The sequence below is a fragment of the Rhizobium sp. BK418 genome (assembly GCF_004341105.1).
GTDB lineage: Bacteria > Pseudomonadota > Alphaproteobacteria > Rhizobiales > Rhizobiaceae > Rhizobium.
This window is the reverse complement of sequence record NZ_SLZK01000001.1, coordinates 951,149-966,926: the sequence shown is the minus strand read 5'-3', so window position 1 is coordinate 966,926 and position 15,778 is coordinate 951,149. Positions and strand designations below refer to the sequence as shown.

Annotated in this window: 17 protein-coding genes; 9 read left to right on the top strand and 8 right to left on the bottom strand. The window is 59.6% G+C overall.

Annotated features, from left to right (window positions below; all coding sequences use genetic code 11):
• Positions 1 to 21 precede the first annotated feature (21 nt).
• The 5 genes from EV281_RS04770 to EV281_RS04750 all read left to right on the top strand — a co-directional run bounded on the left by EV281_RS04770 (position 22) and on the right by EV281_RS04750 (position 5,000).
• Positions 22 to 570 carry a thermonuclease family protein gene (locus EV281_RS04770; protein ID WP_132651755.1) on the top strand — a complete coding sequence of 183 codons (549 nt, stop codon included), beginning with the start codon at positions 22 to 24 and terminating at the stop codon, positions 568 to 570.
• Positions 567 to 1,208 (top strand): uracil-DNA glycosylase family protein, encoded by a 642-nt coding sequence (locus EV281_RS04765; protein WP_132651754.1) that lies wholly within the window; start codon positions 567 to 569, stop codon positions 1,206 to 1,208. Before EV281_RS04770 ends, EV281_RS04765 begins: the two co-directional genes overlap by 4 nt.
• A gap of 70 nt (positions 1,209 to 1,278) precedes the next feature.
• The gene (locus tag EV281_RS04760; RefSeq protein ID WP_132651753.1) at positions 1,279 to 1,767 is read left to right on the top strand and encodes an Lrp/AsnC family transcriptional regulator; all 489 of its coding nucleotides are present in this window, start codon (positions 1,279 to 1,281) and stop codon (positions 1,765 to 1,767) included.
• Positions 1,768 to 2,605: 838 nt separating this feature from the next.
• Positions 2,606 to 3,634 (top strand): porin, encoded by a 1,029-nt coding sequence (locus EV281_RS04755; RefSeq protein WP_132651752.1) that lies wholly within the window; start codon positions 2,606 to 2,608, stop codon positions 3,632 to 3,634.
• Between the two features lie 433 nt (positions 3,635 to 4,067).
• Complete coding sequence (locus EV281_RS04750; protein ID WP_132651751.1) at positions 4,068 to 5,000, top strand: LysR substrate-binding domain-containing protein; 933 nt, start codon at positions 4,068 to 4,070, stop codon at positions 4,998 to 5,000.
• 2 nt (positions 5,001 to 5,002) lie between these two features.
• Here the strand turns inward: EV281_RS04750 and EV281_RS04745 are convergent, their stop codons facing one another.
• Positions 5,003 to 5,680, bottom strand: coding sequence for a DNA alkylation repair protein (locus EV281_RS04745; RefSeq protein WP_132651750.1), 678 nt, complete (start codon positions 5,678 to 5,680; stop codon positions 5,003 to 5,005).
• A gap of 13 nt (positions 5,681 to 5,693) precedes the next feature.
• Entirely contained in the window at positions 5,694 to 6,578 is an 885-nt protein-coding gene (locus EV281_RS04740; RefSeq protein ID WP_281026249.1) for an NAD(P)-dependent oxidoreductase, read from the bottom strand.
• A gap of 247 nt (positions 6,579 to 6,825) precedes the next feature.
• On the opposite strand from EV281_RS04740, the gene EV281_RS04735 reads away from it, so the two are divergent.
• From EV281_RS04735 to EV281_RS04720, 4 genes are all read left to right on the top strand, one after another.
• Positions 6,826 to 7,791 (top strand): aliphatic sulfonate ABC transporter substrate-binding protein, encoded by a 966-nt coding sequence (locus EV281_RS04735; protein WP_132651748.1) that lies wholly within the window; start codon positions 6,826 to 6,828, stop codon positions 7,789 to 7,791.
• A gap of 203 nt (positions 7,792 to 7,994) precedes the next feature.
• A complete protein-coding gene (ssuD, locus tag EV281_RS04730) occupies positions 7,995 to 9,170 on the top strand; it encodes an FMNH2-dependent alkanesulfonate monooxygenase (protein WP_132651747.1) in 1,176 nt (391 codons plus the stop codon).
• Positions 9,171 to 9,258: 88 nt separating this feature from the next.
• A complete protein-coding gene (gene ssuC, locus EV281_RS04725) occupies positions 9,259 to 10,107 on the top strand; it encodes an aliphatic sulfonate ABC transporter permease SsuC (RefSeq protein WP_132651746.1) in 849 nt (282 codons plus the stop codon).
• A gap of 66 nt (positions 10,108 to 10,173) precedes the next feature.
• Positions 10,174 to 10,995 (top strand): ATP-binding cassette domain-containing protein, encoded by an 822-nt coding sequence (locus EV281_RS04720; protein WP_132651745.1) that lies wholly within the window; start codon positions 10,174 to 10,176, stop codon positions 10,993 to 10,995.
• A gap of 77 nt (positions 10,996 to 11,072) precedes the next feature.
• Here EV281_RS04720 and EV281_RS04715 read toward each other — a convergent pair whose 3' ends face one another.
• The 6 genes from EV281_RS04715 to EV281_RS04690 form a co-directional block, all read right to left on the bottom strand.
• Positions 11,073 to 11,750, bottom strand: coding sequence for a glutathione S-transferase family protein (locus EV281_RS04715; RefSeq protein ID WP_132651744.1), 678 nt, complete (start codon positions 11,748 to 11,750; stop codon positions 11,073 to 11,075).
• Between the two features lie 68 nt (positions 11,751 to 11,818).
• Positions 11,819 to 12,640 (bottom strand): class I SAM-dependent methyltransferase, encoded by an 822-nt coding sequence (locus tag EV281_RS04710; protein ID WP_132651743.1) that lies wholly within the window; start codon positions 12,638 to 12,640, stop codon positions 11,819 to 11,821.
• 43 nt (positions 12,641 to 12,683) lie between these two features.
• Entirely contained in the window at positions 12,684 to 12,950 is a 267-nt protein-coding gene (locus EV281_RS04705; protein ID WP_132651742.1) for an usg protein, read from the bottom strand.
• Positions 12,951 to 13,111: 161 nt separating this feature from the next.
• Positions 13,112 to 13,942, bottom strand: a complete 831-nt coding sequence (locus EV281_RS04700) for an ABC transporter permease (protein WP_132651741.1) — start codon at positions 13,940 to 13,942, stop codon at positions 13,112 to 13,114.
• A complete protein-coding gene (locus EV281_RS04695) occupies positions 13,939 to 14,745 on the bottom strand; it encodes an ABC transporter permease (RefSeq protein ID WP_132651740.1) in 807 nt (268 codons plus the stop codon). Before EV281_RS04695 ends, EV281_RS04700 begins: the two co-directional genes overlap by 4 nt.
• A gap of 113 nt (positions 14,746 to 14,858) precedes the next feature.
• The gene (locus EV281_RS04690) at positions 14,859 to 15,632 is read right to left on the bottom strand and encodes a transporter substrate-binding domain-containing protein (RefSeq protein ID WP_132651739.1); all 774 of its coding nucleotides are present in this window, start codon (positions 15,630 to 15,632) and stop codon (positions 14,859 to 14,861) included.
• Positions 15,633 to 15,778 lie beyond the last annotated feature (146 nt).

Here is a 15,778-nt window from a genome sequence, read left to right as displayed (position 1 = left end):
GTTTTTCAAGGAGGCAAAAGCGTGGCACGGCTATTCTCGTTGATCCGAGACGGGACGATCGCGTTCGCTTTTCTTGTTCTCGTTGCATTAATTGCCGCCAAGCTGAACGACAGGCCCGACATCCAGCATCAAGGCGCCTTCCGTGCAGTTGATGGCGACAGCCTCGTTCTTGATGGCGAGCGCATGCGGCTCAAAGGCATTGATGCGCCGGAACTGACGCAGACATGCGAGCGGGCGGGGCAGGAATGGCCCTGCGGCAGGCTGGCGCAGCATACGCTGCAGCAGCTCGTCTCGGATGATGATACGCAATGCGGCGGAAGCGAGCGCGACCGTTACGACCGGCTTCTGGTAATTTGCCGCAATCGTGCCGGCGATATCAATGCGCGTATGGTGGCCGGCGGCATGGCGGTTTCCTATGGCGGCTATCGGCGCGAGGAGGAGCAGGCGAGGGTGCAGAAGCTTGGGCTTTGGGCCGGTCGTTTCGAGATGCCGCGTGACGTCAGGGATCAGGCACGGCATGAAAGCTCCGGCTTGCGGCGGCTGATTAGTGAGTGGACAGGAGCGCAATGAACAGCATCTGGAGCGACGATCGACTGGACGGGCTGCGGGCAGAGATTGCCGCCTGCCGTATCTGTCGCGATGCGCCTCTGCGCGGCATGGAGGATCGCCTGCCGCACGAGCCGCGGCCGGTTGCGGTGCTCTCGTCGAGTGCGCGGGTGCTGATCGCCGGCCAGGCGCCGGGGCTGCGCGTCCATGAAAGCGGCCTGCCCTTCGACGATGCCTCGGGCGACCGGCTGCGCCAATGGCTGCAGGTGGACCGGCCGACCTTCTACGACCGGGATCGATTCGCGATCGTGCCGATGGGTTTCTGCTTTCCAGGTTACGATGCCAAGGGCAGCGACCTGCCGCCGCGCCGGGAATGTGCGCCCGTCTGGCAGGGCCGCGTGCTCTCGGTCATGCCGCAGATCGAACTGGTGCTGGCTGTCGGCGGCTATGCTCAGGCATGGCATATGGGGAAAATGCGGCGCGAGAACATGACAGAGACGGTGCGGGCCTGGCGGGACAGTCTTGCCATGCCGGGCAAGCCGGCCGTTCTTCCGCTGCCGCATCCGAGTTGGCGCAACACCGGCTGGATCAAACGGCATCCGTGGTTCGAAGAAGAACTGCTCCCGGAACTGCGCCGGCGAATCGAAATGCTTACTTCCTGAAACAAAATTCTTTTCGTTGGCCGGAATCGCGCTATACAGAGAAAATAATTCGAAAGGGACTTATTTTCGCATGGACCGCCTCGACCGAAAGATACTGCGCCTGCTCCAGGAAGATTCGACGCTCGCCGTTGCAGACCTCGCCAAGAAGGTGGGCCTTTCGACGACGCCCTGCTGGCGGCGGATCCAGAAGATGGAGGAAGACGGTGTCATCAAGCGCCGGGTGGCGATCCTCGATCCGGAGAAGGTCAACACCAAGGTCACGGTTTTCGTGTCTATCCGCACAGCGACCCATTCGATCGAGTGGCTGCGCCGATTCTCGGAGGTCGTGGCAGACTTCCCCGAAGTCGTCGAATTCTATCGCATGAGCGGCGATGTGGACTATCTGCTGCGCGTTGTCGTGCCCGACATTGCCGCCTATGACGCCTTCTACAAGCGGATGATCGCCAAGATCGAGATTCGCGATGTTTCGTCTGCCTTCGCGATGGAGCAGATCAAGTATTCGACACAGCTGCCGCTCGACTACATGCTTCTCGAAAACGCCAAGTCCAACGAGGACTGAATTGGCCAGGCGCGCCTCATACGGCGCTGACGATTCCTGGCAGGCGCGAACGAATCGTGCCTGCTGAACAGGAGAGCGAATGCGCTTCCGCAGACGAGGCGACTCAGAGTTCATCCACGATTTCTAAGCCCGCTCGTGAAGCGCCAGGCCCTTGACGGCGGTACAAAACCTTTCCAAATTGTAATCTTCCTGTCATGGAACTATGCGATCCACGCGGTCATGAGTTGGCCGCACGTTGGGAGGCATGAGTACCGGCTCAGGACGTGGTCCCGGGGGTTCCAGGCACACTGAATCAATGCTGGTGCGGCGCAATATCGCGCGATGCACGATTTTTTTGCATTTGGCGAAGCGTTTAATCGACGTCAAATTGCGAACCTGCGGTTGTTTATACAACAATAAGCAGGCCTCAAATCGATTAATGGTCGCGATCCGCACCATTAGGTTCGATTTCAGAACACCATGTCCTAAATTCCGATCTTTATATGGTCTTTAGCCGGCGCTAGAGTTCGGTTGCTTCGCGAAATCGTTGAGCTCTGCTCCATTTTGCGGTGCCTGGGAGGATCATTTCAGCCGCCTGCGAAAACCACGGGTTATCGCGGCGGCATTCGCGCGTTGACCATCCAACTTATTGAAATTGTTGTATAAAAATCACGCTCCATGCAGAAAGCATGTGCGCGATGAGCGTTGGCTCCCTTCACGAATTGCTACAGTCTGATGTCTGTGGAATGAACGTTTGGCGGTTCGATCGATCCGCACGCCGTGAGGCTGTTCAAACGGGTCGGCTTTGGATCTTCGGAGACAGAGAAAGCCCCGATCGACAAAGGAGTGGAATTCTACAATGAACATCAAGATGGTATTGCTTGCGTCGGCAGCAGCATTTGCTGCATCGACCCCGGTACTTGCAGCAGACGCAATCGTTGCTGCCGAGCCGGAGCCGGTTGAGTACGTTCGCGTCTGCGACGCTTACGGCACCGGCTACTTCTACATCCCGGGCACGGAAACCTGCCTGAAGATCGAAGGCTACATCCGTTTCCAGGTTAATGTCGGCGAAAACGTTGGCGGCGACTCGGATTGGGATGCTGTAACCCGTGGTCAGGTTCAGTTCACCGCCAAGAGCGACACCGAATACGGCCCGCTCACCGGCGTCATCGTTCTCCAGGCCAATGCCGACAACGCATCGACCCAGGAAACGAAGCTCGACTCCGCTTACCTCGACGTCGCGGGCTTCCGCGCTGGTCTCTTCTACTCCTGGTGGGACGATGGTCTCTCCGGCGAAACGGACGATATCGGTTCTGTCGAAACGCTGCATAACTCCATCCGTTATCAGTACGAGACCGGTTCCTTCTACGCTGGCCTCAGCGTTGACGAACTGGAAGACGGCGTCTTCAAGACTGACGAAGCTCCGAACAATGTCGGCGTAGCCTTCGGCATCGGCGGCACGGCTGGCGCCTTCAGCTACCAGGTCACCGGCGGCTGGGACTTCGACAACGAAGACGGCGCAATCCGTGCAATGGGTACGGCTGAACTCGGCCCGGGCACGCTCGGCCTCGCAGCCGTCTACTCCAGCGGCCCGAACTCCTACTACTCGCAGGCTGAATGGGCAGTTGCTGCCGAATACGCCATCAAGGCTACCGACAAGCTGAAGATCACTCCCGGTGTTCAGTACTACGGTAACTACTGGGGCACCCCGGCCAAGCTTGGCGCTCCTGACGACTTCGATGGTCTCGGCGATGCCTGGAAGGTCGGTCTGACGGTTGACTACCAGATCGTTGACAACTTCTACGCCAAGGCTTCCGTCCAGTACCTGGATCCGGAAGATGGCGACGACGTCACGACCGGTTACTTCCGTCTGCAGCGCTCGTTCTAATTTGAACGACGGAACCCCCGGCCTCGTGCCGGGGGTCTCCTAATCCCAAGAGTTTCTGATCAGAATGACCTCCGATCAGTAACGAGGGACTGGTCCGGTTTTCCCTGCTGGGCCAGTCCTTTGCAGTTCAGAACCGGTATGAAGCCAGAAGCGCCGCCACGCTTACCGGTTTTGTTGGTCAACAGGTTTTCCTCCGGAATTTCTCCTGATTTCGAGCACATTTCAAAACTATCAGCGCATTCATTGCCTTGGTTGATTGCGCCATATTTCGTTGTGCGACATGCATCTTGCGGTTGCGTCATCCCGTCCGGCAAGCTTCGCGTCAGGCCAGGTTCTATCCTCTCGGATTTGATGCCAATAATGTGACTGTAACGTCACAGGTGGAACATCCTAGGGGCTGGCATTCATTACTACTCTCGGGTAGGTTTCGATTATGGACGATCTTAACGATTACTTCTATTTTGCTGCCGTCGTCTCCAGCGGTGGCTTTGCCTCCGCAAGTAGAACTTTGAAAATACCTCGGTCCAAGCTCAGCAGACGTGTCAGCCGTCTGGAGGAGTGTCTTGGGGCGAGGCTGATCGAGCGATCCACACGTCACTTCCGGGTGACGGAGATCGGTCAGGCCTTCTACGAGCAGTGCCAGACGATTCTTCGGGAAGCCGATCGTGCCAAGTCGATCGTCACGGAAGCTCAATCCGATCCGCAGGGGATCGTGCGCATGGGTTGCCCGCTCGGTCTTGTCGATAACTCACTCGGCGCGGTTCTGCCTGAATTTCTGGAGCGCTATCCCAAGATCAAGCTGCAGATCATCGGCTCCGATCGGCGTACCGACCTCATCAACGAGCGAATCGATGTCGAAGTGCGGGCAGCAAGCGAGCCGGAAACGCAAACGAGCCTGGTGATGCGCAAGCTCGACCGGGCGCGGCGCATTCTCGTTGCCAGCCCCTCGCTGGTCGAGCGCATGGGTGAACTCAGCTGTGTCGATGATCTCGCCAACGGACCGACGCTCGCCATGTCCACCTGGATGTCCTTCCATACTTGGGAGCTGGTTGGTCCCAATGAGGAGAAGAAGGTCGTGCGGCATCAGCCGAGGCTGACCTGCCGCAGCATGACGGCAATCCTCGATGCGGCTCGTGCCGGTGTCGGTTACGGCCTCATCCTCGAACGTGCCTGCGCGGAGGATATTCAGGCCGGCCGCTTGGTTCGCGTGCTGCCGGACTGGCAGACGGCGGAGAGCCAGTTCTATCTGGTCTTCACGACGACCAAGGGCATGCCGCCGGCGGTGCGCGCACTAATCGATTTCCTCGTCGAGAAATCCAAGCAGCATCAGATCGTTCCAACGAGCGCAGCGATCGCGGCGCAATAAGGTTAGAGCCGGGCGAGCAGCTTTTCGCTCGTCAATTCCCTGACCGCATCCTTGCCGATCCAGCGTGCAGTCTTATCGGCACTTGCTCCAAGGCGTTCGGCAAGAGCCAGCGCCGGAGCGTGGCAGGCGCGGCTGCGCTTTCCGATATTGCGCAGCGCCCAGTTAACGGCCTTGCGGACGAAATTGCGCGGGTCCGTCGCGTGGGCTTCGATCAGCGGCAAGTAGCTAAGCAGGCTTTCATCCCGGTCCTTCTTCCGGTGCACGGCTGCACCGGCGATCATGGCGAAGGCGGTTCGCCGGACGAATTCACGTTCGTCGGCTGCAAAGTCTGCGATCAGCTTATCAAGGCCGGCTTCGACGAAAAGGTCGGCGGCACAATCGACGATCTCCCAGGAATTGAAGTCCGCGGCCAGTGTTCTGGCCTCGGCTGCCGTCAGACTTTTCGGGTCGAACGTGTAGAGCGCCAGCATTCGCGCTTCGCGGATGCCGCTTGCCCAAAGCTCTTTCGCCCTGACGTGATCCCTCTTGGCGAGTCGGGCGATCTTCTGCAGGACGGGATTGGAGATGCCGATGGCGGTTTCGGTCACGATGCCGAAACGCGCCATGCCGGCGATATTGTCTTCGGAGCGCAGCGTCTGCAGATGCTCGATTAGCTCAGTTGCGCTCGAAGAGGGGCTCATATTCCTGGGCCAATCACTTCTCGAGGCGGGCGAGCAGCGAGGACGTATCCCACCTGTTGCCGCCGAGCGCCTGGATATCGCCGTAGAACTGGTCGACGAGGGCTGTCAGCGGCAGCTTGGCGCCATTCTGGCGGGCTTCCGTCAGGACGATGCCAAGATCCTTGCGCATCCAGTCGACGGCAAAGCCAAAATCATACTTGCCCTGGTTCATGGTCTTGTGGCGGTTTTCCATTTGCCAGGAACCAGCGGCCCCCTTGGAGATGACATCGACCACCTTTTCGATGTCGAGGCCGGCGCGTTTGCCGAAATGCACGGCTTCGGCAAGGCCCTGGACGATGCCTGCGATGCAGATCTGGTTCATCATCTTGGTCAACTGGCCGGAACCTGCCGGTCCCATGAGGCCGACCATGCGGGCATAGGCATCGATGACGGGACGTGCCTTTTCGAAGACGGCTTCATCGCCGCCGCACATGACGGTCAGCACGCCGTTTTCGGCACCCGCCTGACCACCGGAGACGGGCGCGTCGATGAAATCGACGCCCTTCGCCTTGGCAGCCGCATAGAGTTCGCGGGCGACCTCGGCGCTTGCGGTTGTGTTGTCGATCAGCACGGAACCGGGTTTCATGCTCTTCAGCACGCCGTTTTCGCCTGATGTCACCGAGCGGAGATCATCGTCATTGCCGACGCAGACGAAGACGAAATCGCAGCCATCAGCAGCTTCGGCCGGGGTAGGGGCGGACTTGCCGGAGAATTTTTCCGCCCAGGCGGCGGCCTTTTCGGCCGTGCGGTTATAGACGGTGACATCATGGCCGCCCTTTGTTTTCAGATGGCCCGCCATCGGGAAACCCATAACGCCGAGACCGATGAAAGCGACTTTCGCCATATATTTGTCCTCCATAACTGCTTGCAAACAGGCTCAGAGGATTAAAGGAAACAGCCAGGGACGGAAAGCCATGGCAGCGGTGGAAGTGGCCTGCCTTGGAACAAAATTTCTTCAATCTGCGAAAATCGGGGTTGGGAAAGTTTCAGATTCCGCGAATATGATAAATTCTGTTGTCGATCTAATTTATAGAAATCATCATAAATCCATCGAAGGGTCGAGCGGGGCAGCAGGAGCACCCGCCAGCCAAAGGAAGGGGATAGAGATGATTACACGCCGACAGACACTGGGACTTTTCGGGGCAGCGGCCGCCACCACCATTCTGCCATCCGTCCGTGCGGCGCGAGCCGCGGCAACAGAGTTTCGCATCGGCTGGCAGAAGAACGGCGTGTTGGCACTTGCCAAGCGACGCAGCGCTCTCGAAAAGCGGCTTGCCGATCAGGGAATTACGGTCAGCTGGTCAGAATTCACGTCAGGCCCGCCGCTTCTGGAAGCACTTGGCGCCGGTGCGCTCGATTTTGGCGCCACGGGCGATGTGCCGCCGCTCTTTGCCCAGGCGGCCGGCGGGGCGCTCTATTATGTTGGCGTCTACAAGGGTAGCCCGGCTGGCTCAGCCATTCTCGTGCGCAAGGATTCGCCAATTAAGACGCTGGAAGACCTGAAGGGCAAGAAGGTGGCCTTCAAGCGCGGCTCCAGCGCCCACAACGTAACGGTCAAGGTCTTGCGCAAGGCGGGGCTGAAGCCCGACGATGTCCAGCAGATCGATCTCGCGCCGCCGGATGCAGCGGCCGCCTTCAAGAATGGCAGCATTGATGCCTGGTCGATCTGGGATCCGTATCTCGCCATCGCCGAGGCCGATCCTGATACGCGCATCCTGACGACGGCCGAAGGCATCGTCGATTACTACAGCTTCTTCCTCGCCAACAAAGATTTCACCGATCAGAGCGGCACCGTCATCGTCAGTGTACTCGACGAGCTCGCCAAGGTGGGGCGCGCAGCACAGGACAATCTCGATGCGACGGTCAAGGAGCTCTCGGAAATTACCGGCGTCCCTGAAAACATCACGCGAGTGACGCTGCAGCGGCCCGGCGCCGATCTCGGTAGCGTGACGACCGTCACCGATGCGGCCGCAAGCTATCAGCAGGCGCTAGCTGACGAGTTCTACAATCTCGGCATCGTGCCGAAGAAGCTCACCACCGGCGATATCGTTTGGCGGCCGAAGGCGAGCTGACGCCGTCAGCTCTTGGCGCCTACACCTTGGGGCAGAGGTCTGCGGGCCGCGGCATGGGAGCGTGGCCATGCCGCGGAACCGGGCAAAATTATTCTCCACACCAAGCCAGAATCGCAAATTGATATTGTCGATATAATTTGTGGTCTATGTCACGATATGCCCAGTGAAGCTGATTTCAGATATCCATAAGAAGGAACGCGCTTATGACCGCCTCATCCGATCCGATCAATTTCCTCTGGTTCATCCCGACGTCCGGTGACGGAACCTATCTCGGCTCCACCGATCTCAATCGCGCTCCCGAAATCGGCTATCTGACGCAAATCGCCCAGGCGGTGGATCGCCTCGGCTACTCCGGCGTGCTGCTGCCGACTGGTGTCGCCTGCGAGGAATCCTTCGTGATGGCATCGGCGCTGGCGACCCAGACCGAGAAGCTTCAGTTCCTCGTGGCGATCCGTCCGGGCACAGCGTCTCCGGCCTATTATGCGCGCCTTGCCACGACGCTCGACCGCATCTCCAATGGACGCCTGTTGCTCAACATCGTTGTTGGCGGCAGCCCGGCGGAGCTTGCCGGCGACGGCATTCATCTCGAGCATGACGAGCGTTACGCCCATGCCGACGAGTTCTTCCATGTCTTCGAAGAACTGCTCGAAAAGGGCGTGGCGAGCTATGACGGCAAATATATCAAGGCGACCGAAGCACGCCTCGGCTTCCCCTCGGTGCAGTCGCCGCGCCCGCCGCTCTATTTCGGCGGCTCCTCGGATGCCGGCATCGATTTCGCCGTTGGCCGCGTCGACAAGTATCTGACCTGGGGCGAGCCGCCGGCGCAGGTTGCCGAAAAGGTGCAGAAAGTGCGCGCAGCCGCCGCCGGCAAGGGCCGCGAGGTTTCCTTCGGTATCCGCCTGCATTTCATCGTCCGCGAAACGGACGAGGAAGCGTGGGAAGCCGCCGATCGCCTGATCCGTCATCTCGATGACGAGACGATCGCCGAAGCGCAGGAGCGTTTCGTCAAGGAATCCGACTCCGTCGGTCAGAAGCGGATGGCGGCCCTGCATGGCGGCCGCCGCGACAAGCTCGAAGTGTCGCCGAACCTCTGGGCCGGCATCGGCCTGGTGCGTGCCGGTGCGGGCACCGCGCTCGTCGGCTCGCCGAAGACGGTGGCAGCGCGCCTGCGCGAATATCAGGAGGTCGGCATCGATACGGTGATCGGCTCCGGCTATCCGCATCTGGAAGAGGCCTATCGCGTCGCCGAACTGCTCTTCCCGGAACTCGGCATCACGAGGGACGAACAGCGGCTCAGCTTCAACAACGAGTTCGGCCGCAAGAAGGTTTTTGCCGGCGGCAGCCATGGCGGCAACCTGAAGGTCGTTTCCGGCTCCTGATCGAGGCCGCTTACCAACGCAATTCCGGACACGAAGCTTCGCACAGTTTCCCGGAATTCCCCAGAACTGAAGCGCGAGGAAGATATCCATGTCGACTTTCGATACGTTTGCGCGGGCTGCCGCCGCGACGCGCAAGGCAGGTGTCAGAGGGGGCAGGGCGGGTTTCCGCCTGCCGCTGCCCGGCAGCGATAAGCTTTTGCCCTACCTGGTGCCGGTTGCGATCATCACGCTCTGGCAGCTCGGCTGTTCGGTCGGCTGGATTTCCTCGCGCATCATGCCGTCGCCCGCCGATGTCGCCTCGGCCTTCTGGACAACGACGATATCAGGGCAATTGCCTGAGGACGTACTGGTCAGCGCCGCGCGCGCTTTTGCCGGCCTTCTCGTCGGCGGGTCGATCGGCTTCCTTATCGGAATCGCCAATGGCGTATCGAAGCTCTCGGAGCAATTGACGGATACGACGTTGCAGATGCTGCGCACCATTCCGCACTTGGCGATGATCCCGCTTGTCATCCTTTGGTTCGGCATTGGTGAAGAATCGAAACTGTTTCTCACTTCGCTCGGCGTGCTCTTTCCCGTCTACCTCAACACCTATCATGGCGTGCGCAACGTCGACCGCGACCTGATCGAGATGGGCAAGGTTTATGGCATGAGCGGCTGGACGCTGTTTCGCAAGGTGATCTTCCCCGGCGCGCTGCCATCGATCTTCGTCGGCCTGCGTTATGCACTCGGCATCATGTGGCTGACGCTGATCGTCTCGGAGTCGATCGCCGCCTCCTCGGGTATCGGCCATATGGCCAACAATGCCCGCGAATTCATGATGACCGATGTCGTGGTGCTGGCGCTCGTCATCTATGCAGTACTCGGCAAGCTTGCCGACGTTGTTGCCCGCGCGCTGGAGCGCCAGACGCTGAAGTGGAACCCGGCCTACGCGAACTAGAACAATCCGGCAAAAGTGTGCAGCGGTTTTGCCTCGGAATTGCGCGAAAATAGAGAAAGACAAGCCATGACCGTCATCACACATGAGCGTTTCCACGCCTCCGAAGAAGTGGAATTCGGCGAGGGGCCAGCCGCTGCGGCAGGTACCGGTGCTGCGGCCATTACACTTTCCGGCCTCGAAAAGAGCTTCGGCGCCAACCGGGTGCTGCGTGGCATCAATCTCCATATTCCAGCCGGACAGTTTGTCGCCGTTATCGGCAAGAGCGGCTGCGGCAAGAGCACACTGCTGCGCATCCTGATTGGTCTCGACGGGCCGACATCGGGCGAACTCAGTTTCGAAGGTGCCGACGGCAGAGAAATCGAGCCCAACGCACGCATCGTCTTCCAGGAGCCGCGGCTTCTGCCCTGGCTCAGCGTCGCCGACAATGTCGTGGTCGGTCTTGGGGAAGGTATCGAAAAGAAGCAGGCGCTTGCGGAAGCGAAAGCCGTGCTCGACGAGGTGCAGCTCACCGAAAAGGCCGATGAATGGCCGACACGCCTTTCCGGCGGCCAGCGCCAGCGCGTGGCGCTGGCGCGCGCGCTTGTCAGCAAACCTGGTGTTCTGGCCCTTGACGAACCGCTCGGCGCGCTCGATGCTTTGACGCGCATCAGCATGCAGCAATTGCTGAACCGCGTCTGGCGCGAACTCGGCTGCACCACCGTACTCGTCACCCACGACGTCAGCGAAGCGGTGCATCTCGCCGACCGGGTAATCGTGCTGGAGGAGGGCCGTGTCGCGCTCGATCTCGCCATTCCCTATCCGCACCCGCGCCGCCATGGCAATCCAGCGCTGGCGGAGCTGGAGGGCAGGCTGCTGTCGGCGATTCTTGGCAGCGATGGCGGACATTGACGCATTATGTTCGCTCGCCCTTATGGTCAGCGGATTTCCGGGATGCAATCGATCTTGATAGGGCCGGAGAAAACATACTATGGCCGAAACTCTTCCGGCAGATCTTCCTTGTAGGGATAGAACTTGAAATAGGGCAGCGCCTCTCTTAGCACGCGGGCGAAGGAAGGGCGCTCCAGCAGGCGGCGGTAATAGGCTTCGAGGCCTGGGCGCTTCTCGGTGAAGGGTACCAGCGTGCGGGCATAGAAGAGGGCAGGAGCGGCGGCGCAATCGGCCATGGTGAAGGCGTCGCCAGTGATCCAGGCTTTGCCTTCGATCTGTTTCTCCACCATATCGTAGGCGAGCGACAGCATGTCGCGCGCCTCGTTGACGCCATGCGGGTCGGCCGAGCCTTCCGGGCGCAGGCGGTCGATGACGATCTTCTGCATCGGCACCTGCACATAGAGATCGAAGAAACGGTCCCAGAGGCGCACCTGCAGGGCGGCGTTGGTTTCCTCCGGCACGAGCGGCACGGGGCCGGGATAGTGCCGGTCGAGGTACTCGATCATGATGCTGGTTTCAGGAACGGTGCTGTCGCGCGTCTCGTCGCGCAGAAGCGGGATCTTGCCGACCGGCCAGAAGCGCAGGAGATCCGCGCTCGATTGTTCGTCGGCGAGATCGACGAAGCGGTTTTCGAAGGGCGTGCCGTTTTCGTAGAGCGCGATCAGCACCTTGTGGCAGAAGGAGGCAAGCGGATGCTGGTAAAGAACGAGCGCCATGCGTTGACCTTTCCTGAAGAGATCAGGTCAGGAAACTAGTAAGACGCCCGCAAAATGCCAGATGGCCTTCAGCCCGTGTAGCGCGCCGTCACCAGATGGCCCGGGCTCGGCTGTCCTTCCTGCATGCGCACGTTGATTTCGAGCATCTCGAGGAGTTCAAAGCCGGTGGCGGCCAGTCGCTCGCGGATATAGGTCTCGGTGTGGATGAAGCGTTGGTGCGGGCCGACCATGTAGGGGCGGCCGTCCGCCAGCTTTTCGGGCAGGGTTTCCGAGGAGAAGACGAAGATGCCGCCGGGGTTCATATTCTCGGCGGCGCCGAAGAAGAGCGGTTCCAGTGCGCCGAGATAGGGCAGAACGTCGGTGGCGGTGATGAGGTCGAAGGGCTCCTCGTCATTGTCATCGAGGAAATCCTCGACCTCGGCGACGAAAAGCGTTTCATAGACTTCCTTCTCGTCGGCGATGACGACCATGTTTTCGGAAATATCGATGCCGACCATTTCGTCGCAAAGATCGTTGAGCGCGCTGCCGGTAAGGCCCGTGCCGCAGCCGAGATCGAGCATGCGCTTGAAGGGGCCCAGTTTCAGATCCTGCAGGCGCTGGCGCACGAGCATCGGCACGTGATAGCCGAGCTGTTCCACCAGCACGTCCTCGAAGACTTCGGCATGCTGGTCGAAGAGGGTTTCGACATAGGCGTCCGGTGCGCGAACAGGCGTTTCGCCGCGGCCCATGGAGGCGATCCGGACGGCCGCGCCGCCGTGATCGTCGGGATCGATTGCCAGGACTTCCTGATAGGCGTCCACGGCTGCATCGATATCACCGGACTTTTCAAGCGCAAGAGCGCGATTATAGGCTTCCGCGAGAGCCTCTTCGTCGATCTTCTTTTTGTTCATGCGGGCGTTTTAGAGCCCGCAGCTTACCATCGCAACTGCAATCTCAGTGCAATATGAATTCGCCCTTAAGGGAGCGCCACTCGGTTGCCGAAATGAGCCTGCGGTGGGTATAGCGGACCGAATGCAGCGGCCCGTCCAGTTTCTCTTGCCAGAATTTTAAAAAGCCGCGCATCTCCGGAAAATCCGGGGCGAGGTCGTAGTCCTGCCAGATATAAGTCTGGAGAAGGGCCGGGTGATCCGGCATGCGGTAGAGGATCTGGGCGGTTGTCAGTCCATAACCCTGAAGCTGCTTTTCGATATCCTTGTGCATTTTGTCTCACTTCTTCTTGTTCCCACTCCGCGCTTATTAGCGCAGCATGATATGAAATCATGCCGTGGTTAACCGAAGCTTGACAGATGCGAAGCAAAAGAGCCATTTATTTTTGATTTCAAGGACTTGGCAGCAGCAATGGGAGAGTGCTGCCAAATCTTTCAGCGCTTCAGATGGCGCGTCAGGCGTCGCTCGATGGCAGCCCATATATGGCGAAGCGCCTCCACGATCGTCAGGTAGAAGATCGCAGCCCAGAGATAGGTCTGGTAATCGAAGGTGCGTGAGAAGGCATAGCGGGTCTCGCCCATCAGGTCGAGAACGGTGATGATGGCAACGACCGCCGAGCCCTTGATGAGCAGGATGATCTCATTGCCATAGGGACGCAGCGCCACGATGAAGGCCTGCGGCAAGACGATCTTACGAAAGGCAATAGCCTTGTGGATGCCGAGAGCTGCGGCTGCCTCACGCTGGCCATGCGGGACGCTTTCGATTGCGCCGCGCAGGATTTCCGCCTGGTAGGCAGCCGTATTGATGGTCATGGCGAAGACGCCGCAATACCACGCGTCCCGGAAAAACCACCATATGCCGATGGCTTCCAGCTGCGGGCGGAACACGCCGAGCCCGTAATAGACGAGGAAGAGCTGGGCGAGCAGCGGCGTGCCGCGGAAGAAATAGATATAGCAATAGGCCAGCCAGTTCAGCAACCGGTTGTTCGACAGGCGTGCCATGGCGAGCGGCAGCGACAGAATGGCGCCGAAGAAGACAGACAGTGCAACGATGCTGAGCGTCACCCAGAGGCCATGCAGATAACGCGGCCCGTAGCGCGTGAACTTGTCCGGATCCCAGCCGGCAATGACGGTGTAGACCAGCAGCGCGGCAAGCAGTGCCCAGAAGGCGACGAGCATGTAGCCGCCGAGGCGGGAGGCCGTCATTGGCTTGGCGATTGCGCGGGGTGCGGGCTGCGGCGGGATCAAAGTTTCGGCATAACTCATCGGCGGACCTCCGAACGCTTGGCCCAGCGGTCGATATAGACGAGCGCGAAGGAAGAGAGGATGGCGAGCACCAGATAGAGAACGCAGGCGATGCCATAGAAGAAGAAGGGTTCCTTCGTGACGCGCACGGCGACACTGGTTTGGCGCAGGATATCGGCAAGGCTGATAATCGAGACGTAGGATGTGTCCTTCAGCAGCACCATCCAGAGGTTCGTCAGGCCGGGCAGCGCAATCCGGATGAGCTGCGGTAGAACGATGAGGCGCAGAGTGCGGGAGCGATGCAAACCCAGCGAATCTCCCGCCTCATATTGTCCCTTTGGGATGGCGCGGAAGGCAGACAGCAGCACTTCCGAACAGTAAGCGGAAAAGACGACCGAGAGCGCGATCACGCCGGCGAGGAAGGCATTAATCTCGACCGGCGGGCCTTCATAGCCGGCGAGATCCAGCAGATACTGGATGAGGATCTGCATGCCGTAATAGATGATGAAGAGCGTCAGAAGCTCCGGCAGGCCGCGAAAGATCGTCGTGTAGATGCCGGCTGCCAGCCTCAGGGACTTTTCCTCCGATTGCTGGCCTAGCGCCACGAGGAAACCGATGACGAGACCGATCGGCAAGGTGACGATCGCCACCGATACGGTGACCTGCAGACCGAGCGCGATCTCATCGCCCCAGCCGCTATCGCCACAGGCAAGAATCGTCGACTGACCAAACCAGGTGAAGAGGCCGACGGGTCCGCACAGTGGATCGAAAATGTGCACCAGTAAGCTCCAGAAGGAGCCGAGCGCGGAAAACAATCCGCCCATGCCAGAAGTCCCCTCACGGCTTTTGCCGTTTTGATCTTGCCACCTTTGTCAAACAAAAATGGCGGAAGAGCAAGCCTTCCGCCATTTCCTTCATCGGCCAGATAGCGAATTTATCATTCGCCGTAAACGTCGAAATCGAAGTACTTGTCCTGGATCTTCTTGTACTCGCCGCTGGCGCGGATTGCAGCGATCGCAGTGTTCAGCTTCTCCTTCAGCGGATCGCCCTTGCGGATGGCGATACCCGCGCCGTTGCCGTTGATTTCCTTGTCGACCGGCAGGGTCGTCAGGATCTTGCAGCAGGAGCCGGCGTCGGACTTGACCCATTCGGAGAGAACGACGACATCGTCGATGACGGCGTCGACGCGGCCGCTGGAAACGTCGAGCTTGTATTCGTCAGCCGTCGGGTAGAGTTTCAGCTCGGTGTCGGCGAGATGCTTCTCGGCATAGTTGGCGTGCGTCGTTGAGGTCTGCGCACCGATCACCTTGCCCTTGAGGCCGGCGACGTCTGTGATCTTGGAGTCCTTCGGCACGGCGATTGCCGGCGGGGTGTTGTAGTACTTGTTGGAGAAGTCGACGAGTTTCAGGCGCTCCGGGGTGATCGACATCGACGAGACGATCATATCGAACTTCTTGGCGTTCAGCGCCGGGATGATGCCGTCCCAGTCGGTGGACACGAAGGAGCATTCGGCCTTCATTTCGGCGCAGAGTGCCTTGGCGATATCGATGTCGAAGCCCTGAATGGTGCCACTGGCATCGACGAATTCGAACGGCGGGTAGGTCGAGTCCGTGCCGATCACATATTTTTCACCGTCGGCGAGAGCCGCGCCGGCGAAGAGAGACATTGCTGCGAGCGAGGCTGCAGCAAGGAGCTTGGTGGAAATGCGCATGAGGATCCTCTCTGTTGGTGGCGCCGGGTCTTTTTGTTGTTCGCCGGCGACCGCACACCTCGACGGTGCCACCACCGTCTTGCGGCGATAATCAAACTTTTTTTCACAAAATTGCAACAGGAATCCCGCCGCAATTGTGCGGTGCA

Bases quoted from the DNA above. Each gene is read 5' to 3' on its own strand.
- EV281_RS04765 (WP_132651754.1), top strand. From the start codon at position 567: ATGAACAGCATCTGGAGCGACGATCGACTGGACGGGCTGCGGGCAGAG.
- EV281_RS04760 (WP_132651753.1), top strand. From the start codon at position 1,279: ATGGACCGCCTCGACCGAAAGATACTGCGCCTGCTCCAGGAAGATTCG.
- EV281_RS04755 (WP_132651752.1), top strand. From the start codon at position 2,606: ATGAACATCAAGATGGTATTGCTTGCGTCGGCAGCAGCATTTGCTGCA.
- EV281_RS04750 (WP_132651751.1), top strand. From the start codon at position 4,068: ATGGACGATCTTAACGATTACTTCTATTTTGCTGCCGTCGTCTCCAGC.
- EV281_RS04745 (WP_132651750.1), bottom strand. From the start codon at position 5,680: ATGAGCCCCTCTTCGAGCGCAACTGAGCTAATCGAGCATCTGCAGACG.
- EV281_RS04740 (WP_281026249.1), bottom strand. From the start codon at position 6,578: ATGGAGGACAAATATATGGCGAAAGTCGCTTTCATCGGTCTCGGCGTT.
- EV281_RS04735 (WP_132651748.1), top strand. From the start codon at position 6,826: ATGATTACACGCCGACAGACACTGGGACTTTTCGGGGCAGCGGCCGCC.
- ssuD (WP_132651747.1), top strand. From the start codon at position 7,995: ATGACCGCCTCATCCGATCCGATCAATTTCCTCTGGTTCATCCCGACG.
- ssuC (WP_132651746.1), top strand. From the start codon at position 9,259: ATGTCGACTTTCGATACGTTTGCGCGGGCTGCCGCCGCGACGCGCAAG.
- EV281_RS04720 (WP_132651745.1), top strand. From the start codon at position 10,174: ATGACCGTCATCACACATGAGCGTTTCCACGCCTCCGAAGAAGTGGAA.
- EV281_RS04715 (WP_132651744.1), bottom strand. From the start codon at position 11,750: ATGGCGCTCGTTCTTTACCAGCATCCGCTTGCCTCCTTCTGCCACAAG.
- EV281_RS04710 (WP_132651743.1), bottom strand. From the start codon at position 12,640: ATGAACAAAAAGAAGATCGACGAAGAGGCTCTCGCGGAAGCCTATAAT.
- EV281_RS04705 (WP_132651742.1), bottom strand. From the start codon at position 12,950: ATGCACAAGGATATCGAAAAGCAGCTTCAGGGTTATGGACTGACAACC.
- EV281_RS04700 (WP_132651741.1), bottom strand. From the start codon at position 13,942: ATGAGTTATGCCGAAACTTTGATCCCGCCGCAGCCCGCACCCCGCGCA.
- EV281_RS04695 (WP_132651740.1), bottom strand. From the start codon at position 14,745: ATGGGCGGATTGTTTTCCGCGCTCGGCTCCTTCTGGAGCTTACTGGTG.
- EV281_RS04690 (WP_132651739.1), bottom strand. From the start codon at position 15,632: ATGCGCATTTCCACCAAGCTCCTTGCTGCAGCCTCGCTCGCAGCAATG.